Source organism: Lacinutrix neustonica (assembly GCF_026625145.1).
GTDB lineage: Bacteria > Bacteroidota > Bacteroidia > Flavobacteriales > Flavobacteriaceae > Lacinutrix > Lacinutrix neustonica.
The window spans coordinates 2772143-2796970 of sequence record NZ_CP113088.1 but is presented as its reverse complement, the minus strand read 5'-3'; the positions used below and the strand labels follow the sequence as shown (position 1 = coordinate 2796970).

Sequence of the window (24828 nt, the reverse complement as noted above, 5' to 3'; positions counted from 1 at the left end):
AACTCAAATCAAATTACTGTAATGAAAAAAACACTTTTAATTGGGTTATTAAGCTTTTTGCCAATTCTAACTTTCTCGCAAAACAAAATAGGAATTTTAGCAGGAGTAAATGGCTCGACGCTTTCCGATGGAATTTTAGAGAGTTTCGGAATACACAGCAACTCTTTCAGTTTACATCTTGGAGCTGTCTATGAATTAGACTTTTCAGAAAAAATCGCATTTCGTCCAAAACTTATTTATTCTCAACAAGGAGATAGAGAAGATTTTTATGATAATATAAAATACCAAACTTCATATATAAATATTCCTCTAAATTTTAAATTTTTTAACAAGCCTTATATTTTAGCTGGTCCTCAAATAGGGTTTTTATTGGACACGGAAAAAAGGGAATTTGATTTTGGAGATTTAAAAAGTTTAGATTACGGACTTAATCTTGGTATAGGAATAGATATTAAAGATTTTTTTGTGGAACTTAATTTTTATCAAGGATTTAATGAGTTAATTGCTGTAAAATATGAGCAAACCAATCCATTTAGAGATATTGATATTAAAGCAACAAATACAGTTGTTCAATTAAGTTTTGGATATAATTTTGATTTATAAGAAGAATCTAAAATAAAAACTGTTTGTAACACCGTGTATAATTAATTGCTTTGGCAAGTGCATATTTAGAAAATTCCTTCGGAATTTTTTCGGGCTCGTATTTGTTTACGAAATTAGTTGCTTAACCACGCAACTAACCAAGAACTGTGTTAAAAAACAAGTAATTATTAATTTAAATTATTTAAAACACTTCTATAGTTTCTGTCATATTTCAACCCCGATTTAGCTAAGGCAAACGCCTGTTTTAAAAGCTTGTTAAATACAGCTATTAATGCTACTTTTTTACTCTTCCCTTTTGCTACAATTCTATCGAAGATTTCTTTGCATGCTTTATTACATTTTTTAGCTGAAAGACTACACATAAATAACGTTTTCCTTAATCGCCTATTACCCATTTTACTTATCCTTGACCGAGACCTTATACTAATTCCTGACTGTCTTACCATAGGAGTTAAACCTGCAAAAGAGCAAAGCTCTGAAGCCTTATTAAAACGTTCAAACCCGCCTGTCAAAACAATCAGTAACATACTTGATCTCCTACCTATTCCTGGAATACTTTCTACTCTAGTAAGCAAATCTTGATTATCTTGTTTTACTAACTTTAGCAATGAATCTTCTAACTTATCTATTTCATTTTTCAAGTGTTTTAAACTTCTTTTCAATGACCGTATTACTTGGGTACATGGAGCTCCCATAGACTCTTCTGTTTGCAACTTGTTTTTAAGTGCTGTGGTTTGTTTAGTATAAAGGTTAGTTAGACTTATTATTTGAGAACAAGCTATTTGAGTTGTACTCGGCCTTTCCATAAACGTAGTTCATTGCCGTAGTTTACTGCATATTCATAAATCATTTGGGAATCTCTTTTGTCTGTTTTAATTTTTGTTAATCGCATTTGAATAAAACGTTTAATAGACAAGGGATTTTCAACACTTACAGCTATTGCTTTCTCATATAAATAATACGCTAAACGCAAATGATAAACCCCTGTAGATTCCATAACACAATGAGAAAATTCATTAGTTAAACTCAACATTTTTTTAAAGCCTGATATATCATTCTTAAACTGATAATGCTTACCATCTGATCCCGTCACATCAAAGACATTCTTACTTATGTCTATTCCGAAATAATTTGTGTTTTTAATCATATATATGAAGTTTACGAAAGAAAGGATCTACTAGCTTTTCTGCATCTTAAAAACGAGATCTAAAGTCTCACAGAACTGCTCGAAATAATAGTAGGAAAGAGAGGGGATTGTCATGAAAAACGAGATCACAGTCTCAATACACAAAATAACCTTAATCCTCTCTTTTTATTCTTTCTGATTTGATTCTTAATTTATAACTTATATTTGATAAGGCTAACTTAAGATACACATCAACGTTACCTGTAATTTATGAAGAAACTTTTATTATGCCTCTTTATTTTCAGCCCTATGATTCTTTGTTCTCAAAACTCCCAAATAAAGGAAATTAAATTTGAAGGCAAAACTACTGAAGAAAACAGGTATGCTAAAATGCTCAAATTGAAAGACCAGAATGCCTTAATTATTCAAATTGGTTATTCCAGTTATCCTATAAGAGGATTAGATTCTGATCTTGTCGTTTATATGAATAATGGACAGGTTAAATTATATAAAATCTCTGAACCTGTTAATGATAAATTAGAGCCTGAAGTAAAAAGAGTGAGGATAAAGAAAAATGAATATGAACTGTTTTGGAAATTTCTAAATACGTGTATAAGCCAAGAAAAATTTAACATCAATAAACCCAAACTAAATTTCGAAGATAGTACTTTACAAAAAGTCATTTACGGGGGCAAACTTATCATTTCAGGCTATATCAAAATAAAAAACATATAACTTATAGCTCTTTTGCACCCAATACATATATCTCTCTAAAGTCTAAGGGTTTTGAAGAAAAACAAAAGCTGGTGGATTTAATGGAAGGTTTTGAAAATATAATTAAAAAACACTAATGATGACAAAACCTAAACATCATGTGGGCTTTAGGGCAAAACCAAAAGGTCTATGTCTATTTATAATGTCGGCAAATCTTATGGTTCTATCTTTAGAATAGAAAAAATAAATCAAAAAAAATAAGCTTTAGCTTCGTACTAAAACGGAAACGAAAAATTTGCTTACTGCCGCACTACGCTTAGCTAACCCGTTAACGAAAATTAGAAAAACTACTCCAACTAAAAATAAATCCAAAACAAATAATTCCAAAGTGTAACAAATACTATTTTTTTTTAATCAAAGGAATACAAACCATTAAAAAAACAATAGTATTATGACAAAATTAATTAGAATTATTATCCTATTAGCTATTACCCTAAACACCACAAATAGCTCCGGATTAAATAGGGAAACAAACCTACTCGAAATAGCAGAAGCTGCACCTTTTACCATAGAAATCGTTGGACAAGGAAAACCAATACTATATCTTCCTGGATTTGCAACACCTGGCTCTATATGGAAAGAAACCGTTGAGAGTTTAAATTTAGAGAGAAAATCTTATCTCTTTTCCTATGCTGGTTTCAATGGAAATGAGCCTATAGAAATGCCTTGGTATTCAAATATAAAAAACGGTATTATTGACTATATAAAAGACAATAAGATGTCTGATATTATTATTGTAGGTCATAGTATGGGCGGAAATTTGGCTGTTGATATAGCAACTGAATTGCCGAATAAAGTTTCTAAAATTATTATAGTTGAAGCATTACCTTGTATGCGTGAAGAATGATGCCTAATGTACCAGCAGAAAACTTTTATTATAAAAGTCAGTACAATAAACAAATGCTTGAAATGGATGCCCAACAATTTCAAAATATGGCGACTATGATGGCCGCAAATATGACAATAAAAGAAGATAAAAAAGGAATAATAGCAAATTGGATATCAGAAGCAGACCGAAAAACTTGGGTTTATGGATATACCGACTTATTAAAACTCGACTTAAGGAATGTTTTAGATAAAGTGATATGTGAAACCTTAATAATAGGCGCCTCTTTCCCTGATGTAAAAATAGCAAAAGAAAACTATGAAAAGCAATACTCTCGCTTACCAATCAAAACAATTATAATGGCACCTAACAGCAAACACTTTTTAATGTTTGATCAACCTGAATGGTTTTATAAAACTGCAAATGATTTTTTAGTCAATGAATAACAATAAAAACGAACCTTTTGAAACAATTTATCGCCAACACCATCCCATGGTTTTACAAATGTGTTTGGGTTTTGTTAAAGGAGATAAAGATACTGCCAACGATTTGTCTCAAGAAATATTTATTAGTGTATGGAATAATTTAGATAAATTTAGAGGAGCATCATCTTACAAAACTTGGATTTACAGAATAACAGTAATTACGTGTTTGCAATATGTAAAAAAAGATAAAAAAGAAAAGACAGTTACAACATTAGATCTAGAAAACAATGCTGCTACTACAGAAACCGAAAACACAAAAAAACAACAATTATTCTGAGCTATACAACGCTATTGGAAAACTAAAAAAAATAGATAGATTAATAATTATGATGGTTTTGGAAAACCAAGATTATGATAGTATCTCAGAAGTTATAGGTATAAAACCGATAAACGTTAGAGTTAAAATCCATAGGATAAAAAAACGCCTTGAAACACTTTTAAAAAATAATAAAAATGAATAGCGATTTTAAAGAACTGCAAAATAAATGGGAAAGTAGCAAAAAAAGTCTTGACCTTTCCGCTACAAACTTTGAACGTTTTTATGCAAAAATAAAGAGAAAGGAAAAAGAAAACTATTTTTTCTATTATGGTACCATTATAATCTTGTCAATTACACTTATAGTCATTTCTTTATTCTTTTATTATGTCGCACCAGTAAAAGAAGTATTAAGCCGATTAGGTGCCGGGGTTATGATTTTTGGTTTGGTGTTTAGGATTTTAATTGAAATAATAAGTATCTATAAAGCAAAAAAAATAAGTAACCTTGATAACACATTAAAAACTGCTGAAAACACGCTCCATTTTCATGAATTTAGAAAAACAATTCATAAGGTAATTGCGCCTGTAATTATAGGTTTTTATACTATTGGCTTTTATATGATTACACCTGAATTTAGCATACACATGGAATCTTGGAATATTGTATTAATTGATGTTTCCTATGTAGTTATTGCAATAATTCTTTTTATTATAATTAGGAAAGGCGTCAAAAAAGAGATGCAAAAACTGAAAGATATTGTGACATTAAAAAACGATATAACCGATTAAAATAGCAAAAACGAAAGGCCAACTTAAGAAGTATATCATGTATTACTGGTTCTCGTTTACTTACAAAAATTGCTTACACCAGTATGTTGCACAAGTCTTTCTCAGATGCAATATTCGGTTTATATTTCCTAAATTAGCACCTTAACTAACTTGGTACCTTCCAAACATTGAAAACACTATTATGAAAAAATGGAATTTTAAATCAAAAAGTAATCCTAAAGTAATTAGTAAACGTTTAGAAGCCGCCGTTGGACCTGTTAACGGGTTTGTATTTAATATGAACCACGAAAAAAACAATTCCATAACTTTTAAAATGCGTAAACGCATTCTGTATGCGTGGTACTTGTTCTTTTTAAACAGCATTGTTGTACATGGAAAACTATCACAAACAGATATTGAAAATGAAACCGATGTAGAAATTTCTTTTAATCAACACTTTTTGTGGAAATTAGTAATAATTACAAATATAATTGCGGGTTTCAGCATTCTAATTGCCGTATTCTCTAGAGAAAATAGCAGTGTGTACATGTATTTAATTGGAGCCATACTTTTAGCCATTGGTCTTTTATTGTGGATTAGAGTTCAGAAAAAATATGAAAGAAATATTCAAGAATATAAGACCCTGATTTCTGAAATATTAGAGGCTTAAGCCTAAGGTTACCCCTACGAATAAGTCCTCACGGATTAAAAGCTTTTGAAAATTATCATCATAAAAAAAATCCCTACACACTTAATTTAGGTCTGTAGGGATTATTAAATTAAAAAGTAGTATCAAGAGGTTAAGGCGAAACTACATAATCACTATAAATCCAATTGGATCCATCATAAATCATAGTAAGACTTTCGTTCTGAGATAAAACAGGATTGGCTCCCATAGACACCGGAGCAATCTCATTGCCTACAGTAAAGAAGGTAACCGTATTGGTAGGGTGAATATTGATAAAACATACTTTCTGTCCTTTAACACCTCCCAAAAACCCAAACACACTAACACTAGCACCATTATTAAATAATACGACTTCTTTATTGGTAACATCATATTGTGCAAAATTGACAGCATTCAATTCTGTAAAAACAGATCTTTCCAAAGATGCCCCTACAGATAAACCAGTAGCTGTAAGTGACTCAAATTGCACATCTCCGCTAATATTTAAATGATACAAGGGATCTGCCACGCCATTATGCACTGTGCCATCACTTTCTATAAACAGTCCACTTGAAAAAGTATCTAGAAGGATTCCCCCATTGCCATCTGCATCAGAATCAGCTCCAATCGTAGTACTTCCTGTATTCGTTGTAGATGCTGTACCTCCCCCACTAAGATTGGTAAGGTTTTTGCCACTACCTACAAAAGAAATAGCACTAACAATACCATCCAACTCTAATCGTTCTGTTGGAATCAAGTTGCCAATAGAAACATTTCCGTTAGAGTTTATTTCCATAGCACGATTTGGTGCCCCTGCCATAACCTTAAAAGGAACGGATGAAAGTGTTGCCGTAGTATCTAAAACAGCAAAGTAATTCTCCCCATTATCAAAGTAATCATTGCTCTTTATTAACCAATCCCTATTAGGAAAACTACCAGTACTACTGGTGTCGTCAAAATAAATGCCTGGAGTTGGGCTAGCAAGGATCAAATCATTTTCTCCAAAAGCTACTCCTGTTGTTGCTGCCGAGCCAACGATAGCGCTACTCTTTATCACGCCATCAACGTTGAAAACATTAGACTCTGTATTAAAATCTATCTGATCGGTCCCCGTGAGATTGCAGAACTCCAGCATTATCATAATAGAAAACAAAGCCTTTAGCGCTTTTATCATAAAACAAAGCACCTGGCGTAGGATTAATAACAGTATCCCCAAGGCTTAAAATCATGCCATCTTTAACACCTAAAATGGCATCTCCAAAACCGGAGGTATCTGTATAACCAATCCCTACTTTACCAGTATCATAATAGAGATTATCATCTATTTTTGACCAAATAATATCAAATGCTGTTCCAGCTGTTGTTCCAAATCCTGGAAAGGATGTTTTCAATGTATTCACAGCTACCTCACTCTCTATTTGGTCTAGATTGGCAGTTCCTGTAACATTTAAAAAATTTAATTTAGTGATCTGTTCTGCAGTTATCGTCGTTGGTCTATTGGTAAGATTGTTGTAATCTACACTTAGTGCTACATCCGTTTTCTTACTAGACAATCCATATGGAGTACTTAGAATAGCAGTCGTTCCAACGGTATTATAGCTGGTTCCACCTGCGGGATCGGTTTCCGATTTTAAAAAATAAGAGCTGGTACCCCACTCGATACCATTTAGCACTCCGGAAACTACTGTTCCATTACCCACCAATACCGTAACTACTCCCGAAAAATTAGTGGTTGGATTATGGGTTTCACTATAGACAACGGTCCCCGTTTCTGTATCTTTTAGTATACTTAAACGAATAGCCACGTTTGTCTCTGTAACTAAGCTCCCCGCTGCATCACGAATAATAGCCTGATAGCTAAAATTTTCTGATGTCTGCGCAGACATCGTATTTGCTATTGCAAGCAAAAGAAATATATTAAATAACGTCTTTATCATATCTTAGTTATTAAGTCCTATACAGTACCAATTAGTACCATCAAACATAAATCTAGCACTACTATTAGCTGTTAACACAATACTCGTATTACCTAGCAACTGAAAATTTTGGGAAGCAGTTGCAGCATTGTGCACGATTGTAATATCAGAAGTTAATGCCGTAATCGTTACTTCCTGACCAGTTACACCGCCGTTAAAAGCTTGAATTGTTGATACCACATCACCATTAAGGGTTATAAAGCTTTTATCACTCACATCATAAGTCGTTGGAAATGCTGTGGCAGAAGTCTCTATCGATGGAGAAATCAATAACAACTGAACATTGGCTTTACCACTAAGTGTCATATTGTTTGCCTTAACAGCACCTACCACTTCTAATGCAACAACTGGAGCTACAGTTCCTATTCCTACTGCCCCCGTATTGGTAATAGTCATTCGGGTTGTATTTTGGGTTTGAAAAGCAATTTCGCCCGTACCATCTCCATTGCTATCGGCCGCAATAAGCGTATCATCTATATTAGAAAGTCCTCCTGTACCAGTAGTTAGTCCTGTAATCCCAGCGCCATCACCAATAAATGATGTTGCTTTAATACTTCCCACAACTTCCAGTGTATTGCCAGGACTATTCGTACCCATCCCTATATTTCCAGTTTCTGCTATAAATAAAGAGTGGTCCGGAGCACCCGCCAAAATTTTGAAAGGCGTTGTTCCTGCAGTGACATCCAGAATTGCAAAATGCGACGTACCGCCATTAGCAGATGCATTAGCTTCTATCTGCCAGTCATTGGCAGGTTGTGTCCCTGAAGGATCATCACTGTCATCGAATAAAATTCTAGTGTTGTTTTCTTTAATAATTAAACTACTGAATCCATAATCCATGCCAGCACTCGCGTCACTTCCGACACCAAGATTTACTGTCATTACAACATCTGTACTTATTGTTGCATCACCATTCTCGGTAGTCCATAATCCACTGTTGTAGGTAACTGCCCCAGCATTAAGGGTGACATCGGTATTGGTATTATCTATATAATGAAAACTTCCATTTCCAGTGTTATCGTAGTAAAGACTTCCAGGAACTGTTGTTGCAGGAACGCCATCAAATAAAACAGGCCCAGCGACATGTAACGTTGCCCCTCCAAAACTGCTGGTTTCATCTACACCTATACCTACACTACCTTGATTATAAAAAACATCATCAACAACTTTAGTCCATATTACGTCATCGCCTTCTAAAGCAGTTCCTGGTACAGTTCCAAATCCAGGAAAAGACACTTTAGCAGTATTAGTGATGACATCGGTTTGTAATTGATCTACATCTACTGGTGCTGTAATAGTTATAAAATCAATTTTTGTAGATTGCTCAGCCGTAATAATAACTGGGGTATTGGTCAACGACGCATAGTCAGCAGTTTCTGCTACATCAGCCGTTAATGAATGTAAGGCATATGGCACACTTAATAATTGATTTACACTAGATAATGTATAATTTGTGCCCCCTGAAGTATCGATACCTAAGGTTATAAAATAAGGTCCTGCTGTCCAATCTATAGTATCAAAACCCATAGCATTCCCAATAACAATACTTATAATTCCATTGATATTCGTTGTGGTATTCTGTGTTTCTGAGTACACGGAAGGGCCAGTTCCTGAGTTTTGCGAAATAGTGATTTCTAGCCCTACGTTTGTATTTGCTAATGCGACGTTGGTCGCATCTCGTACAACAGCTTGATAGCTAATTCTGCTAGAAGGTGCTTGTGCTGTAACAGCAGTTATACTCATAAGCATTACGAGAAAAGTAATTATTCTATTCATATTAATTATTTTTTGATGATTTTATATGTTTTTAATGTTTCATTTCTCCTTTTAACGGCCAATAGATATGTTCCCGACACAAAAGTTGACATGTCGATAGTATTGGTAGCGTTTGTAATGGCTCTTTTTAAAATTGTTTTCCCGAGAAGATCATACATTTCAAAACTTAAATCATCTTGATCTAAAGTCTCTATAGAAAGCGTTAATAAATTTGTAGTCGGATTTGGGTAGGTTGACATTTTTAATTGTACTTCCTTAAAATCTGGATTACTCAATGTTTCGATTTCGATAGGCTGTTGGACACCTTCCGATAAGGAGCCACTTCCACCTACAGTGGTGGTGTAAAACGTTTGTCCAAATGAAAAACTAGAACTTCCATTGGAGCCGCTAGCATCTCCACCCGAAGAAACAATGGCTTCCTGAGCGTTTATTATATAACTCCCTAATAAAAAGAGCATTGACAAAAATAATAATGACTTATTGTATTTCATAGATTAGCGGTTGTTAAGTTAAGTGTGTAAGATAATGCGTTATTTCACATTACTACTTTTATTTTACAAATACACTGAGATTCAATACAATATTATTTAATACGCGATGACAAATAATCAAAAATATCAATTAACAACTTCTGCAAAGGGCAGCATATAAAAATAAATTCGCATGAAACTAAAAGTCTATTGAGACTAAAGGCATAGTAAAATAGCCAGAATTCCTCGTATAAAGACCCTTAGATTTCAAGAAATAATGGATATACACAATCTATATGCTTCGATTAAAACAGGAATAGGTTCTGATGGATGGAGAACAATTATTTATTTGTGATATGCTATTCCTCCCTAGGTGAATTCTAATTTAACAAATTCTAAATTAGCTCGGCATAAAGAATTAGCTTATTGTTTCCTACCATAGTTCAGAAAATAATTATTTTTTTTGGTTTAACTTATAGTAAATAAATAAGATTCCCCAAACCAACAACACCTGTTAAACAACCCAAAATAAAATTCATTTTAGTTGCTATAAAAGTTAATTTGTGTTCAATTTTACTAGCACCTATGGCATACAAGGCATATAACGAAAATGAGCCCATGGTAGAACCCATTGAAAAGTAAAAACTATTTAAAAAAGAATACTCAAAATAGTCTAATCCTATTAGAAAAGAAATAGAGGTGAAATAAAATGGAATAGCAAATGTGTTGAGTAAGGCCATGCCAACACCATGTAAATAAGCTTTCGACTTATCAATTTTTGCTTTCTTTTTTTGTATTTTCAAAGTGAAATGCAATCTAAAAAAATGAATAGCCAAAAGGATAAGGATTCCTGTTCCCACTTTTTGAATGAGTGTGATATATTCTGAATTTTTCATCAAAACACTCGATAAATAAGCACCAATATTGGCATGAAAAAACAACACGGTGGCGAAACCTCCTATCAAATACAAAGCCGATTTTCTACCACTTTTTAAACTAAATTTAACAACGGTTAGATTTAAAAAACTTGGTGTAATACTACCAAGAAAGGCAACAGCAAACCCCAAAAGGATACAAGTAAAAACGCTCATGATTTATTTCTAAGCACAAATAAACAACTTAAAGCGCTAACATATTGCTGCGTTTCCTCTTTAATTTAATCCGAAAAAATTTACAGGTGTTAGATGTGGTTCTATTAAATAAAATTTTTGTGATCTCATTTAAGTCACTCCTTTTAATAAGGTATATTGAAATCCCCGAATGGTCCTCGACCCTTTTCACATTTCCATAATGTCAAGATATTTTGATTGCTTTAGATTTTTTTAAATATATTTTTTCTACTCATAAGTCTAACAAAATTTCAAAAATAGCCCCAAAGCCATGCAGCGTAATCGCTGCGCAGTCCCCCATATACTTTAGCGTTCACCTTGAAATACGTTAGCTATAATTTTGCGCTATAGCAACTTAATAAGTTTTAATTGCGAACTATTCTATTTTGCGAAAAACCATATTTAGCGAACGTTCGCTTGTTTTATTAAAAAGTTTGTTTTAATATTGTCTTATAAAATGACAACAACATGGGAACCACACTTTTAAAACTACCTAAAATTACTTTTTCTAGAGAGGTAAACAATTACTATCCGTGAAATTCTAACAGATGGCGCCTTCCAATTTCTAACGGCCCTTCATGAAAAATTTAATGCCTCTCGTTTGGCATTATTAGAAAAAAGAGAAGAACAACAACAGGTCTTTGACACCGGTAAGTTTCCGAATTCCCCACAGAAACGAAAGCCATTAGAGAAGGTGAATGGAAAGCCGCAGGCATTCCGAAAGACTTACAAGATAGACGTGTAGAAATCACAGGACCTGTGGAACGAAAAATGATTATAAACGCCCTAAATTCCGGCACTAAAACCTTTATGGCCGACTTAGAAGACAGCAATTCTCCAACGTGGAAAAACACGATCGAAGGCCAACAAAATTTAATAGATGCGAATAACAAAACCATCTCGCTTACAGACTCAAAAAGAAATAAATCCTACAAATTAAACTCTGAAACTGCCGTACTACTCGTGAGACCAAGAGGGCTTCATTTAAACGAAAGACATCTGCTAATAAATGATGAGGAAAGCTCCGGCAGCTTGGTTGATTTTGGCTTATATGTTTTCCACAATACTAAGACCCTGATGGAAAATGGCACAGCACCCTATTTCTATTTACCTAAACTAGAGCATTATTTAGAAGCACGGTGGTGGAATGAGGTCTTTACGTTTGCTCAAGACTATTTAGAAGTGCCTAAAGGCGCCTTTAAAGCAACCGTGTTAGTAGAAACGATAACCGCTAGTTTTCAATTAGACGAAATCATCTACGAGCTTAAAGATCATATTGTAGGCTTAAATTGTGGGCGCTGGGATTACATTTTCTCATACATTAAAAAATTTAGAAACCACCCTAATTTTGTGGTTCCAAATCGCGATCAAGTTACTATGACCACGCCTTTTATGGATGCATACTCAAAATTGGTTATTCAGCGCTGTCATAAAAGAGGCATTTTAGCGATTGGCGGTATGGCCGCCCAAATTCCTATTAAAAATGACGAAGCTGCAAATGTTGTCGCTCTAGAAAAAGTACGAAAAGATAAAGAACGTGAGGTAAAAAACGGACATGATGGTACTTGGGTGGCGCATCCTGCATTGGTTGAAGTGGCCTTATCAGAATTCAACAAACACATGCCAACCGCAAATCAATTGCACGTTACTCGTGACGATGTTAATATCACTGCTCAAGATTTAGTAGCACTCCCAAAGGGCACTGTGACCGAAGCAGGTATAAGAAAAAACATTAACGTGGGTATTTTATATACCGAAGCTTGGTTACGAGGTCATGGCGCTGTGGCACTCTATAATTTAATGGAAGATGCGGCTACGGCCGAAATATCAAGAACTCAGTTGTGGCAATGGCTAAAAAATGAAGTGATTATTGAAGATGGTCGTCCATTCAATTCAGAATTATATGACGAATTATTTAACGATGAAGTTGAAAAAATCCTAAAGGAAGTTGGAGAAGATGCTATTAAAAACACAAAATTTAAGTTAGCAATAGAACTTTTTAACTCATTAGTGGTCTCAGATAAATTTGAGGAATTTCTAACACTTCCAGCATACCAATACATATAAAAAAAAACAATCCTGCGCTTGCGACAACAAACAACAGGATCTAATTATTAATACTAAATAACGTAGCCCAAAATTATGAAAAATTTATCACAATCAAATTATAGTTCTGCATTAGAGACCGTAAGAAACCTAAAAGCAAAGTATGGAAACACATGGAATGCCATAAATCCGGAAAGTGCAGCGAGAATGGTTACTCAAAACCGTTTTAAAACAGGTTTAGACATCGCTAAATATACTGCTGGTATCATGAGAGAAGATATGGCAGCATACGATGCAGACGCATCAAACTATACACAATCACTAGGTTGCTGGCATGGTTTTGTGGCACAGCAAAAAATGATTGCAGTTAAAAAACACCACAAAACAACTAGCAAAAGATATTTATACCTTTCAGGTTGGATGGTAGCAGCATTACGTTCAGAATTTGGACCATTGCCTGATCAATCGATGCACGAAAAAACAGCGGTGCCAAGTCTAATTGCAGAAATCTATGATTTTCTACGTCAAGCAGATGCTATTGAGTTAAATGATTTGTTTAAAAGACTTGAAAAAGGAGAAGATGTACAAGACCAAATTGACAACTTTGAAACGCATATTGTTCCAATTATTGCTGATATTGATGCTGGTTTTGGTAATGAAGAGGCCACTTATTTATTAACAAAAAAAATGATTGAAGCTGGCGCTTGCGCTATTCAGATAGAAAACCAAGTATCTGATGCTAAGCAATGTGGACACCAAGACGGAAAGGTAACCGTACCTCATGAAGATTTTATTGCTAAATTAAACGCTATTCGCTATGCGTTTTTAGAATTAGGTGTAGATGACGGTATTATCGTTGCCGTAACAGATTCTGAAGGTGCTGGATTAACTCAAAAATTACCAGTGAGTCAAGAACCTGGGGATTTAGCTTCTCAATACTTAGCGTTTGTAGAGGCCGAAGAAATAGCTATTACTGATGCCAAGGAAGACGATGTCCTGCTAAAAAGAGATGGTAAATTAGTGCGTCCTGTAAGATTAGCAAATGGCTTATATAAATTTAAAGAGGGTTCTAATATAGATCGCGTTGTTTTAGATTGCGTTACTAGTCTTCAAAATGGTGCAGACTTATTATGGATTGAAACACCAACACCAAATGTGAAGCAAATTGCGCATATGGTAAACAGAGTTAAAGAAGTGATACCAAATGCTAAACTCGTTTACAATAACTCACCATCGTTTAACTGGACTTTAAACTTCCGTAACCAAGCGTATGAAGAAATGCTTGCAGAAGGTGAAAACATGACCGCTTACGATAGAAATAATTTAATGGCTGTAGAATATGACAATTCAGAATTATGCCATCGTGCAGATGAAAAAATTAAAACCTTCCAAATAGATGGTGCAAGAGAAGCGGGTATTTTTCATCACTTAATAACCTTACCAACGTATCATACAACAGCGCTTCATATGAATGATTTAACTGAAGGCTATTTTGGCGAAGAAGGCATGTTAGCTTACGTAAAAGGGGTGCAAAGACAAGAAATTCGCAAAGGTGTTTCTTGTGTAAAACACCAAAGAATGGCAGGATCTGATTTAGGGGATGACCACAAGACATTCTTTGCAGGAGAAAAAGCTTTAAAAGCTGGAGGTGAAAATAACACTTCAAACCAGTTTGAAGTTAAAATAAATGAACCAAAACGAGAGCTTGTTCTAGACAAATAATTGGTATTTCAATATTTCAAAAAAGGCAACGTGTTAGCATGTTGCCTTTTTACTATTACCACTTAAAGCAACCTATTTAAATAAACCCTATAACCATGTTTACAACAGCAGATCTTTGGGATGCCCACCACGAACAACTGAGTTGTGTTGCTCCTATTTTTAATTCTTTTGGGGCTAAAAAGGCGTTTTCAGGAAAAATAACAACACTAAAGTTATTTGAAGACAATGCGTTAGTTAGAAAACAATTAGAATCCGACGGAAAAGGCAAAGTACTCGTTATTGATGGCGGCGCCTCATTACGCTGCGCCTTAGTTGGCGATCAATTAGCAGCATTAGCCATACAAAACAATTGGAAAGGCATTGTAGTAAACGGTTGTATTCGCGATAGTGATCTTATTAATACTATGAATATTGGTATAAGAGCATTAAACACCTCTCCTGTTAAAAGTATTAAACAAAATATAGGAGCGGTTGACGTACCAGTTAAATTTGGAGGTGTTACCTTTATTCCTCATGAATATATTTATGTAGATTTAGATGGCATACTTATAAGCAAAATTAATTTGGTTAACTAATATAAAAAATAATGAAAGGTAGAAAATTACTTATGATCCCTGGTCCTATTGAGTTTGAACCGGAGGTACTACACGCGATGAGCATCCCTACGACAAGTCATGTTGCTGCAGATTTTATTACTGTTTTTGCAAATAGCCTTGAGCTTATGAGAACCGTATGGAAATCGCCTAAAGGACAACCTTTTATCGTTTCAGGAACAGGCACATTGGCTATGGATATGGCTGCTGCCAACCTCATAGAGAAAGGCGATGATGTCTTGGTCATTTCTACGGGATACTTTGGCAAACGGTTTAAAGATATCTTAGAGCGTTATGGTGCAAATACAACGCTTTTAGAAGCGCCTCTAGGCGAGGTTGTTAGTCTTGAAGTCATTGAAAAAGAATTAAAAACGGGATCTTATAAAGTCTTAACATTTACTCATGTAGACACCTCTACGGGACTTTTAGTAGACCCAAAACCCATAGCCCATTTAGCCAAAAAATATAATGTGTTAAGCATTTTAGATGGTGTATGCTCGGTTGCAGGAGAAGAAATAAATCAAGACGAATGGGAGCTTGACGTGGTCTTAACAGCCTCTCAAAAAGCCATTGGCGTGCCTCCAGGTCTTGCGCTTTTAATGGCTTCGCAAAAAGCGATGCGGGTTTGGGAAAACAGAAAAACACCTGTAAGTAATTACTACGCAGATTGGACTAATTGGCTACCCATAATGAGCGCTTATGAAGCCGGACGACCCTCGTATTTTGGAACACCAGCCGTTAATTTAATTGTAGCCTTAGAAACTAGCCTGAAAATAATAGTTCAAGAAGGCATGGACACACGCGTAAAAAGACATCAAAATTTAGCAAAGGCCTTTAGAGCAGGAATAGCCGCATTAAACCTAGAGATATTACCAAAAACAAATACAATAGCAGCCCATACTTTATCAGCAGTGTACTATCCTAAAGGCATAGACGGCGCTGCATTGAGTGCTAAAATGGTGGCTGATAATGTGATTATTGCAGGAGGTTTACTTCCGAAATAAAAACCGATTATTTTAGAATCGGCCACATGGGCTCGGTCTCATCAAACGATCTTATCGCTGTATTAAGCACTTTAGAGCGTGCTTTGATAGCCTTAGGCCATCCTGTGGTCTCCGGAAAAAGCTTACAAGCATTTCAAAATGAGCTTTTAAAAATGAATTAGTTAGACCAGGTTAGTAAAACAAGTCAAAATATGTAAGTATGACCGGAGTAAAGAACATCCTACCCTTCTTATTTGATAAATTGCTTTCTGAGGTGACGCGTAGAAAAATTGAAAAGAACATTCTCTACATTGCCATCATTAGCTTTTTTATTCACTTATTGGTTATTTACCTATTGAAATTCGGTTTTATAGACCTACCGTCAGACCCGAATTATTAAATAATCCTATATCTGCAATTTATACACCCTTTTCTTTTATTCTAATTTATGAAGTTTATCTCTTAGTTTACTATTTACCCAAATCGTTTACGAATTATATAATAAAACAGTATGAAATTATCACGCTTATTATTATTCGTAAATTGTTTAAAGATTTATCGTCTTTAGAACTGTCATCTCACTGGTTCGAAATAAAAGAAGACCTGCAATTTACTTACGACTTGGTAGGATCGCTTTTGCTTTTCTATTTAATATTTCAATTTCAAAAGCAAGGCAAACTAAAATTCGAACAAAAAGTAGATTTAAAGCCTATACTTAAAAAGTTTATACGAAAGAAAAAAATAATTGCGATTATTTTGGTGCCATTGTTTTCAAGCATGGCCATATACACGCTCTTAGATTGGTTTCAAGAAATGTCTCTATCTTCAGATAAATTTCCAGGATTTGATAGTATTAACAACCTCTTTTTCGACCAAATCTTTACAGTATTAATCCTTGTCGACGTCGTATTGCTTTTAATTACCTTTTTCTATACCGATCAATTTCATAAAATTATAAGGAACTCCGGTTTTATAATTTCAACGATTTTAATCCGAATTTCATTTGGTGTTAGTGGTATCGTTAATACGATACTTATTATAGTCGCTGTTCTTTTTGGACTCGCAATAATTACCATTCACAACAAATATGAAAGAGATAATTTACCCAATAAGGCTACAAAAAATAGTGACGGACGCTTCTAACAATAGAAAATATAACCACAAACACTGCACATCACTCCTTTCTTTTAATCAAATAAGCATAGGCTTCCATGCCTTTGGTATGTTCGAATATTACTTTTAATACTCCAATAATGGGGAGTGCGATAATAGCACCCACTGTACCCCAAAGCATACTAAAAAGAATAATACCAAACACCGTAATAAACGGATTCAAGTCCGTTTCATCACCAATAATCCAAGGCGTAAGAATGTAATTTTCCAGCAGTTGCGCTGCAGAAATCACTCCAATCACGATAAGTGCCGGGGTACTGCCAACGTACAAATAGGATAAAACCACAGCAATACCACCACCAATAATATTTCCAACATAAGGAATAATTGAAAAAAGCGCCGCAAACACTGCCAAAAATAAGGCATACGGCACGGAGCCAATAGTAAAACCAAGATAATAGATAGCGAACAAAAAAAACATAATCTTACTTTTTCCAAAAAGATAACTCCTAATGATGCTTGAAGACGCACTTAAAAGAGAAGACATTGCAGCCGTATTGGACGTGATTTTTTTAAAGAAATTGATGAACATTTGTTTCTGCATCAATAAAAGAACAACGTACACAAAAATGATAAGAGATTGCGACAGCAAATTCATTATTGACGATACAAAAAGCTGTGCCAAACCCTCCATCTTTTCAACCAAGCGTTTGTTATTGTCTACATAATCCTTATAGTCCCAATTCAAATTTTGGTTAGCCCACTCGGTCAAGCTGTTTAATTTTACTGTTGCCTTTTCCTTAATTGTTGGCCAATCGCCTGCCATGGTGTTTACCTGTGAGCTAACCAACCAGGTTAACAGCAGAAAAATCACCACCATTAAAAGAATAGACAGCGTTATAGCTAACCAATTTGGAAAACCCCACTGCTGCATTTTTTTGGTAGGCTCGTCTAATAGCAGCGCAATAATGGCCGCGACCACTAAAGGCAACAACAGATTAGACCCAAGGTATAGAAGCGTCAAAACACCTCCAACAATAAGGAGTATTTTTATTAAATAACTCCAGAAATTTGGATTTTAGAGTGACTCATAAGTTCGTCTTTTATTTAAAACATTGGTGCTCTTGGCAAGACACCCCTTGTAAAGTTAGAAAATTTTTTTTACGATTCGGTTTTGCTGTTTATTTTGAAGGCTTTGCCTGTTTTAAAAACATATCAGTAGAGGCTTTTTTCTGTAAAGACCATACCTTTAAAAAAGAATGAATAGGGCGTATTATTTTAATAACTCAGGAAGAGTGGCGTTAAAAACAAGTGTTTCAGGTGATTTGGAAGCAAATTTCTCCACCCACTAACAGAAATAGCCTTTGCTAAACAAGTTTAAGCAAAGGCTATCAGGTAATTTTAAAACAAGAAATATATCTTGTAATCTCTATCTATTTAATTTCTACCACTTCAAGATCAAAAATAAGGTCTTTACCTGCTAAAGGATGATTTCCGTCTACGACAATACTTTCTTCGCTAACTTCAACCACACGTAAATTCATTTCTTGTCCATCTCGGAGATTTAGAAACTAGTCCCATCCCAACTCACGGTTTAATATCTTCAGGAAGTTCGGTTTTTTTCACTTCTTGTCTAAGTTGCTCATTGATGTCTCCGTAGGCTTCCTCTTTAGCTATTGTAATGGTCTTTTTTTCATTTAACTTCATATCAATGAGTCCCTTCTCAAATCCAGGTATTATTTGTCCTTGTCCTAAAGTAAATTCTAATGGTTCTTTTCCTTCAGAAGTGTCAAAAATTTGTCCGTCTGCTAATTTACCAGTATAATTTACTTTAACTGTGTTGTTCTCTTTAACTTGAGTCATACTATATCTTTTAATTTTAAAAATATTCTTTGCATAATTTTTATGCAGCAAACATTTTTGTTTAAACTTATGTCATCATAGCCGCCAAAACCAAGCCAAAACAAAAAAAATTGCAATGGATAACTATAAATGACGACAGTTATAACTTTAAAACACACAAAAGTGGCTGTATCCCTTGATTGACAGTCAAGACTAACTTTGAAACCTTTTTCAAATTAATCTAATAAAAATGAAATTCATCTGCAAATATGTCAGTTAAAGCTAAAATTCATGATAGTGTTGCACAGGCCTAAATAAAAATACAGGGTATTAAATACTCTATTGGTAACCGTAATAAAAAAAATGAACCCATATTATTTATCGGTACATGACCTGAAAAATATTTATATTTTATGCTTAATTTGTAACACAGAACAAAAATAATAGTCTCTATTACTAAAGAACTACATGAATAAAACACTACCTTCTTTATTACCTATTCTATTTATACTATTAATAGCTACTAAAGTAACTGCTCAAAGTCCATTTAAACTGGAGTCTATAGACCCCATTGAAAAAAAATTTTCGAAAGAAAAACTTGATTCATTAGGTCTTTTTTTGGAACAAGCGGGCTCTTCTTCCGTCATGATTTTAGTCGATGGAAAAATAGTTTATCAATGGGGAAACACGAACGAAAAGCTGTTGGTACATTCTATTCGAAAAGCGCTCTTAAATTCGCTTTACGGCATTTATATAAACAACGGAACGATTGATACCACTTGGACATTAAAAGATTTAGGCGTTAAAGATATTTCTCCGGAGTTAAGTCCTTTAGAAAAATCTGCTACAATCGCCGATCTATTAAAATCAAGATCAGGAGTATATCATAATGCTGCAGCGGTTTCAGAAGGCATGATAAAAAACAGACCAGAAAGAGGCCTTCATAAACCCAATGAATTTTATTACTATAACAATTGGGACTTTAACACCTTAGGTTACATTTTAGAAAAATGTTCCGGTGAAACCATTTACGATCTGTTTTACAAACACATCGCACAGCCTTTAGAAATGGCTTATGACAATAAATACAAAACAGTAACAGACCCACACGAGAGCTGGGAAATCCCTGATGTGGACGGTTTTTATCAATACGAAACAAGCAAATCTAGATTTCCAGCGTATCATTTTAGATTATCTGCAAGAGATTTAGCCTTATATGGCCAATTGTATTTAAACAAAGGCAAATGGGGCGACCAACAAATTGTTCCGAACACTGGATAGAACAATCTACAAAGCCGTATTCCCTTACTAATAAATTCTACGGCATTGCCTATGGCATGCTTTGGAATGTGTTAATTCCAAATGAAAACAGACAAACAAAATCCTTTTATCATACGGGTACGGGGGTCCACATGCTAGGGATTTATCCAGGGTCCAATTTGGTTTTAATACATAGAGTAAATACCGAAAGGCACTATACGTTTAATAAAGGTGACTTTTATAAAATAATTGCCATGGTTTGGGACTCCAAGGAGGATTAAAGCAGAAGGCACGTTACCATTCTTACTAAATAATTTTCAGAGTCTCCCCTACGCAACCCAAGGTAATAGGATTTGCTCATACTTTTTTTTGTAGCTTAGTGCCCCACTATTTATTTAGACCATTTCACTATAAACTAAAAAACACATGATGTAAGACATATGAATACTACAGATTGGACTGGTTTTATTGGCGTTTTCCTTATACTTCTTGCTTATATATTAAATGTCATTGGTACATTATCAAATAAAGATTTACCGTTTATTTTACTCAATTTCATTGGTGCTAGCCTAGCCTGTTTTGCTTCTATACTCATGAAGTACCTTCCTTTTATAATATTAGAGGGTGTATGGGCTTTAGTATCTCTAGTATCTCTAGTGTCCCTATTACGATATAAAAAGCCTCACACTAACTAAAATGTGAGGCTAAAAGCTAATTAATGGTTGGCATCAATTAGAGACTAATACTTTATATTCCCAAGGACCTAATGTCATGGCATCACCTTTTAAATCGATAATTTCTCCGGAAAAGTAGTCCATAAATTTTCCACTGGTAGGACTGTTTGTTCTCAAGCTATCTTTGGTAACGTTTGCTATAAAAACAACCGCGTTATTCCCTTTAGTTCTACTAAAAGCAATCATCGTGTTACTTTTACTTAGGTTTTTATAGCTTCCTGCGTGCTTACCACCATGTAGCGCCTTATTTTCCACCTTCAGTTTTCCTAATTGTTCCAATAATTTCCACGTGCGGCCTTTTGTATGAGGGAACGAGTCTTTTTCAAAAAACAACAATCTGTGGTCCAAATCGTATTCCTGACCTGAATAAATTAAAGGCATTCCGGGTGTTAAGTAACTTAAAACCGTCATGGTTTCACTTGCCTTTCCCATACGTTCTTTAATGGTACCGTTCCATGAGTTCTCGTCATGATTGGTGACGAAATTCATAAGGATATCGTCCTTCTCATAACGGGCCTTGTCTTTTTTAATTATGACATCCCAGGCTGCAGCTTCTGCCTCTCCTTTAGCAATGGCATTCATGGTATGGTGACGGTCCCAGGCATAGGCCATATCGAATAACCCTTCCTTTAATAATTCCGGCTCCCAAGCTTCTGCTAACATAAAGATCTCTTTTTGTGCTCTAAGTTTTGGAATGGCTTGTGCCCAAAAATCGGTTGGCACAGAACCTGCGACATCGCACCTAAAGCCATCAACGTTTTCTTTGGTTATCCAATAACGCATGTCTGCAATCATTGCCTCACGCATGTTTTGGTTGTCATAATTTAAATCGGCAACATCTGTCCAATCGGTATCTTTTGGGTGAATTACTTCACCTTTATCATTATGTGTGTAATATTCAGGATGTTCTTTTAACCAAACATGATCCCAACCCGTGTGGTTTGGCACCCAATCTAAAATGATATAGATACCATTATCATGAGCTGTTTTTACCAAGGTTCTAAAATCCTCAAGCGTTCCAAATTCGGATTTATCTTTGTAAAATCTGAAACCGCATAATAGCTTCCTAAGTATTTAGACTGTTCGGTTTCCGGAAATTCTGATGCAAATTTACTATCGGCTCCGCCAGTCGCTTTTCGTTTCGTTTCAGAAATAGGAAAGATGGGCATTAACCAAATGGTATTGACACCTAGTGTTTTTAACTGTGGAATGTCTTTCGTAAACGCATTAAATGTGCCTTCTGGGAATACTGCCGAATGTTTGCTTCGTAAATAATACCCGTCTCCATCAATTCGGGAGATATTGGCGCTATTGTATTTGTACTAACAGTTTCAATGATTTCTGTTCTCGTTTCTTGCTTACACCCTAAAAACAGGGCTAGCGAAAGTAATAGTGTGATTTGTTTTTTCATTGAAAAATTATTTTATGCTCAAAAGTGAGACGCTTTAGTTATTTCTTTTCTAGTAATACGATATCGAATCCGTAAGAAAGCTTGGCTTTACCCTCTAAGACTTCAACATCTTGGTTTGAATAGGCCTCATGCAATAGGTCTCCGTTTACAAAAACAGAAGACACGTCAATCTCTTTTTCGCCGGCTTTTAAATCTAATCCAACCACCACTGCATCTTTATAGTCTACTTTAGAAAAAGTCCTTGTAAACACGTAAGGTTCTACGCTAATTACTTGATGTATTCCAGCACCTATTGCTGGATGACTTACCCGAAACCGTCCTAATTTTCGCCAGTGAGTTAATATCTGCTGGGTTTCTGTATTGGTTTTAATCGCCTCCCAATTCATAAACGAGCGCAGGGTAGCATCTCCAACGGTTCCATCAATGACTAACGAACGCGCCGATTCATCGCCATAATATATTTGTGAAGTCCCTGGTGTTAACAGCAACATAGTTGCTGTTTCGTAAGGTTTTTCTCGTTTGGGATCGAAAGGCTGTCCATCATCATGAGAACTCATGTAATTTAAGATTCCAAAACCCTTTAATTCATTGTTAAGCATACTAGAATAGCGACTAAAAACCGCTTCTTTACTTTGCTGCTTTACGTTCCATTTCAATTCGAAATTGATGAGCTGATTGAATGCTTTATCAAAATAATTAACTTTTTTATCACCCATATCGAATGCTTTTCCGGCGGAGATAGCATAGTTATAAACTTCACCAACCAAATAAAAGGCGTTATCATCTAAAACAGCCTCCGGGTTCTTCTGCTTCCATTCTGCGAAAGCAAAATCACAGGCCTTCTTAAATTCCTGCCACACATACGCTTCGGTATGCTTAACCGTATCTGCCCTGTACCCATCTATGCCAAATTCGGATATATAATCAGTCAGCCATTTCATGATGTAAAAGCGTGGTGCTTTGGGATGTCCTGTTCTTTCAAAAAAAGCATCAAGTTCTCTAACTTCTTGCTCGTAACGTCCTTCTGCTTTCCATTTAGCAACCAGCTGCGGTGGTAGCACTACATCATCATTATGCTCCGTTTTTATATCTCGGTAGATTTTCAACCAATGTACACGTTATCGTATTTTCGTAATTGGTGTATGTACACTGCGGACCAGTTCTCACCCATCCATCAGGCCAAACCGAGTCTTTTTCAGTCACGGGTCCTGTATGATTAATTACCGCATCTAAAACCACACGAATGCCTTTAGCATGTGCCGCTTCTACTAGTGTTTTTAAATCTTCACGACTTCCAAAATTAGCATCTAAATTGGTCCAGTCTTTGGTCCAATACCCATGATAGCCATACGTTTTTCCAGTGCCTTCGTCTGTACCACCATGAATCTGTTCGAAAATGGGTGACATCCAAAGGGCATTGACGCCTAAATCTGTAAAATATCCTTCATTAATTTTTTCTGTAATCCCTTTTAAATCGCCACCTTTAAAACCTCGTAACTTTCCCGTTTCTTCCGTTCGATCATAGTTAACATCGTTGCTTATATCTCCATTATTAAACCGGTCTGTCAGCAAAAAATACAAATTCGCACCTTCCCATACAAAGGGGATTTCTTCTACTATAGGTTTTACAACTTGAGCATTTCCTATTATCGTGTTCTCTTTGAATTTACAAGTAAAAATTAAGAGTACAATTACGGGTATAACTAGATATTTCTTCATTTTTTTAAAATCTGATTTTAGTTTCTATTGCTTTTAAAGTATTCCATTCTATTGCAAAAAAGAGCACTTTAGATAAGGTATCATAACTAAATTCAAGTGTTTTACCATGGCTTTTAATACGTTTTGGTTGTCTTGGGAAATTATGAACGATAACATTTATCACTTTGGTTGATGCTGAATAATGGTCACCCAATTCTGCCTCAAATTCAATCTCAAAAGAGCCCTTTTTCGTTTCAGATTCAAACGCAAGACGTTCAAATAACCCCTGGTTATAGGCATTTCTCGTTACACCATCGTCGTTATATACTTCACGTTCACTTTTTTCTACTGAAGCATCAAAATAATAATGTAAATCGAATGTATTACCATCGTACTCATTGGTACTTTGCATTGGTTTTGCAGTGGTTATAAATGCACCTCCACGAACAAAGGTAGGTATCGTGCTTTTTTCAACTTGTATGGTTTCTGTTTGTCCGCCAATAACTTTTTTATCGGTATAAAAATTAAACCAATTACTGGTGTTTGGAAAATACATTTCTATCGAATTCACACCTTTATGCGTTACTG

Annotated in this window: 26 protein-coding genes and 4 pseudogenes; 18 read left to right on the top strand and 12 right to left on the bottom strand. The window is 35.0% G+C overall.

Annotated elements, in window-relative coordinates; all coding sequences use genetic code 11:
* Window positions 1-21 precede the first annotated feature (21 nt).
* Window positions 22-603: a porin family protein gene (locus N7U66_RS15240; protein WP_267676010.1), complete on the top strand. Its 582-nt coding sequence runs from the start codon at window positions 22-24 to the stop codon at window positions 601-603.
* Window positions 604-770: 167 nt separating this feature from the next.
* On the opposite strand, the pseudogene N7U66_RS22835 reads toward N7U66_RS15240, so the two are convergent.
* Window positions 771-1750 (bottom strand): annotated as a pseudogene (locus N7U66_RS22835) (IS110 family transposase).
* Between the two features lie 288 nt (window positions 1751-2038).
* Between N7U66_RS22835 and N7U66_RS15230 the strand changes: the two are divergent.
* The 7 genes from N7U66_RS15230 (at window position 2039) to N7U66_RS15205 (ending at window position 5510) form a co-directional block, all read left to right on the top strand.
* Window positions 2039-2464: a hypothetical protein gene (locus N7U66_RS15230; RefSeq protein WP_267676009.1), complete on the top strand. Its 426-nt coding sequence runs from the start codon at window positions 2039-2041 to the stop codon at window positions 2462-2464.
* Window positions 2465-2894: 430 nt separating this feature from the next.
* The gene (locus N7U66_RS15225; protein ID WP_267676008.1) at window positions 2895-3350 is read left to right on the top strand and encodes an alpha/beta fold hydrolase; all 456 of its coding nucleotides are present in this window, start codon (window positions 2895-2897) and stop codon (window positions 3348-3350) included.
* The gene (locus N7U66_RS15220; RefSeq protein WP_267676007.1) at window positions 3347-3775 is read left to right on the top strand and encodes an alpha/beta fold hydrolase; all 429 of its coding nucleotides are present in this window, start codon (window positions 3347-3349) and stop codon (window positions 3773-3775) included. The genes N7U66_RS15225 and N7U66_RS15220 overlap by 4 nt, the downstream gene beginning before the upstream one ends.
* Window positions 3768-4091 carry an RNA polymerase sigma factor gene (locus N7U66_RS15215; protein WP_267676006.1) on the top strand — a complete coding sequence of 108 codons (324 nt, stop codon included), beginning with the start codon at window positions 3768-3770 and terminating at the stop codon, window positions 4089-4091. Before N7U66_RS15220 ends, N7U66_RS15215 begins: the two co-directional genes overlap by 8 nt.
* Window positions 4042-4275 carry an RNA polymerase sigma factor gene (locus tag N7U66_RS22650; protein ID WP_390886584.1) on the top strand — a complete coding sequence of 78 codons (234 nt, stop codon included), beginning with the start codon at window positions 4042-4044 and terminating at the stop codon, window positions 4273-4275. Before N7U66_RS15215 ends, N7U66_RS22650 begins: the two co-directional genes overlap by 50 nt.
* A complete protein-coding gene (locus tag N7U66_RS15210; protein WP_267676005.1) occupies window positions 4268-4861 on the top strand; it encodes a hypothetical protein in 594 nt (197 codons plus the stop codon). The genes N7U66_RS22650 and N7U66_RS15210 overlap by 8 nt, the downstream gene beginning before the upstream one ends.
* A 181-nt stretch (window positions 4862-5042) precedes the next feature.
* The gene (locus tag N7U66_RS15205; RefSeq protein WP_267676004.1) at window positions 5043-5510 is read left to right on the top strand and encodes a DUF423 domain-containing protein; all 468 of its coding nucleotides are present in this window, start codon (window positions 5043-5045) and stop codon (window positions 5508-5510) included.
* Window positions 5511-5640: 130 nt separating this feature from the next.
* Here the strand turns inward: N7U66_RS15205 and N7U66_RS15200 are convergent, their stop codons facing one another.
* The 5 genes from N7U66_RS15200 to N7U66_RS15180 form a co-directional block, all read right to left on the bottom strand.
* A complete protein-coding gene (locus N7U66_RS15200) occupies window positions 5641-6660 on the bottom strand; it encodes a hypothetical protein (protein WP_267676003.1) in 1020 nt (339 codons plus the stop codon).
* Window positions 6596-7393: a hypothetical protein gene (locus tag N7U66_RS15195; RefSeq protein ID WP_267676002.1), complete on the bottom strand. Its 798-nt coding sequence runs from the start codon at window positions 7391-7393 to the stop codon at window positions 6596-6598. The genes N7U66_RS15200 and N7U66_RS15195 overlap by 65 nt, the downstream gene beginning before the upstream one ends.
* Before the next feature lie 54 nt (window positions 7394-7447).
* Window positions 7448-9259, bottom strand: a complete 1812-nt coding sequence (locus N7U66_RS15190) for a hypothetical protein (protein ID WP_267676001.1) — start codon at window positions 9257-9259, stop codon at window positions 7448-7450.
* 5 nt (window positions 9260-9264) lie between these two features.
* Window positions 9265-9750, bottom strand: a complete 486-nt coding sequence (locus tag N7U66_RS15185; protein ID WP_267676000.1) for a T9SS type A sorting domain-containing protein — start codon at window positions 9748-9750, stop codon at window positions 9265-9267.
* A 452-nt stretch (window positions 9751-10202) separates the two neighbouring features.
* A complete protein-coding gene (locus N7U66_RS15180; protein WP_267675999.1) occupies window positions 10203-10820 on the bottom strand; it encodes a LysE family transporter in 618 nt (205 codons plus the stop codon).
* Window positions 10821-11306: 486 nt separating this feature from the next.
* Here N7U66_RS15180 and aceB point away from each other — a divergent pair.
* From aceB to N7U66_RS15145, 7 genes and pseudogenes are all read left to right on the top strand, one after another.
* Window positions 11307-12905: pseudogene (gene aceB / locus N7U66_RS15175) on the top strand (malate synthase A).
* Window positions 12906-12980: 75 nt separating this feature from the next.
* Window positions 12981-14606: an isocitrate lyase gene (locus tag N7U66_RS15170; protein ID WP_267675998.1), complete on the top strand. Its 1626-nt coding sequence runs from the start codon at window positions 12981-12983 to the stop codon at window positions 14604-14606.
* 95 nt (window positions 14607-14701) lie between these two features.
* Complete coding sequence (gene rraA, locus N7U66_RS15165) at window positions 14702-15181, top strand: ribonuclease E activity regulator RraA (protein WP_267675997.1); 480 nt, start codon at window positions 14702-14704, stop codon at window positions 15179-15181.
* Window positions 15182-15192: 11 nt separating this feature from the next.
* A complete protein-coding gene (locus tag N7U66_RS15160) occupies window positions 15193-16203 on the top strand; it encodes a pyridoxal-phosphate-dependent aminotransferase family protein (RefSeq protein ID WP_267675996.1) in 1011 nt (336 codons plus the stop codon).
* Between the two features lie 26 nt (window positions 16204-16229).
* On the top strand, window positions 16230-16364 hold the full coding sequence (locus N7U66_RS15155; RefSeq protein ID WP_267675995.1) for a hypothetical protein: 135 nt from the start codon (window positions 16230-16232) through the stop codon (window positions 16362-16364).
* Window positions 16365-16402: 38 nt separating this feature from the next.
* Window positions 16403-16582: a hypothetical protein gene (locus N7U66_RS15150; RefSeq protein WP_267675994.1), complete on the top strand. Its 180-nt coding sequence runs from the start codon at window positions 16403-16405 to the stop codon at window positions 16580-16582.
* A 143-nt stretch (window positions 16583-16725) separates the two neighbouring features.
* Window positions 16726-17325, top strand: coding sequence for a hypothetical protein (locus tag N7U66_RS15145; RefSeq protein WP_267675993.1), 600 nt, complete (start codon window positions 16726-16728; stop codon window positions 17323-17325).
* Window positions 17326-17356: 31 nt separating this feature from the next.
* Here N7U66_RS15145 and N7U66_RS15140 read toward each other — a convergent pair whose 3' ends face one another.
* Complete coding sequence (locus N7U66_RS15140) at window positions 17357-18286, bottom strand: AI-2E family transporter (RefSeq protein ID WP_267678539.1); 930 nt, start codon at window positions 18284-18286, stop codon at window positions 17357-17359.
* A gap of 442 nt (window positions 18287-18728) precedes the next feature.
* A pseudogene (locus tag N7U66_RS15135) lies at window positions 18729-19158 on the bottom strand (FKBP-type peptidyl-prolyl cis-trans isomerase).
* 447 nt (window positions 19159-19605) lie between these two features.
* Here N7U66_RS15135 and N7U66_RS15130 point away from each other — a divergent pair.
* The 3 genes from N7U66_RS15130 (at window position 19606) to N7U66_RS22830 (ending at window position 21092) form a co-directional block, all read left to right on the top strand.
* The gene (locus N7U66_RS15130; protein ID WP_267675992.1) at window positions 19606-20418 is read left to right on the top strand and encodes a serine hydrolase domain-containing protein; all 813 of its coding nucleotides are present in this window, start codon (window positions 19606-19608) and stop codon (window positions 20416-20418) included.
* Window positions 20382-20678 carry a hypothetical protein gene (locus tag N7U66_RS15125; protein ID WP_267675991.1) on the top strand — a complete coding sequence of 99 codons (297 nt, stop codon included), beginning with the start codon at window positions 20382-20384 and terminating at the stop codon, window positions 20676-20678. The genes N7U66_RS15130 and N7U66_RS15125 overlap by 37 nt, the downstream gene beginning before the upstream one ends.
* A gap of 159 nt (window positions 20679-20837) precedes the next feature.
* Window positions 20838-21092 carry a CBU_0592 family membrane protein gene (locus N7U66_RS22830; protein WP_449274490.1) on the top strand — a complete coding sequence of 85 codons (255 nt, stop codon included), beginning with the start codon at window positions 20838-20840 and terminating at the stop codon, window positions 21090-21092.
* Window positions 21093-21125: 33 nt separating this feature from the next.
* On the opposite strand, the gene N7U66_RS15120 is transcribed toward N7U66_RS22830, so the two are convergent.
* The 4 genes and pseudogenes from N7U66_RS15120 to N7U66_RS15110 form a co-directional block, all read right to left on the bottom strand.
* Window positions 21126-22127, bottom strand: a complete 1002-nt coding sequence (locus N7U66_RS15120; RefSeq protein ID WP_313791263.1) for an alpha-amylase family glycosyl hydrolase — start codon at window positions 22125-22127, stop codon at window positions 21126-21128.
* Window positions 22121-22300: a hypothetical protein gene (locus N7U66_RS22140; RefSeq protein ID WP_313791262.1), complete on the bottom strand. Its 180-nt coding sequence runs from the start codon at window positions 22298-22300 to the stop codon at window positions 22121-22123. Before N7U66_RS22140 ends, N7U66_RS15120 begins: the two co-directional genes overlap by 7 nt.
* A gap of 280 nt (window positions 22301-22580) precedes the next feature.
* Window positions 22581-24261 (bottom strand): annotated as a pseudogene (locus N7U66_RS15115) (alpha-amylase family glycosyl hydrolase).
* A gap of 4 nt (window positions 24262-24265) precedes the next feature.
* The gene (locus N7U66_RS15110; protein WP_390886583.1) at window positions 24266-24811 is read right to left on the bottom strand and encodes a hypothetical protein; all 546 of its coding nucleotides are present in this window, start codon (window positions 24809-24811) and stop codon (window positions 24266-24268) included.
* Window positions 24812-24828: the final 17 nt, after the last annotated feature.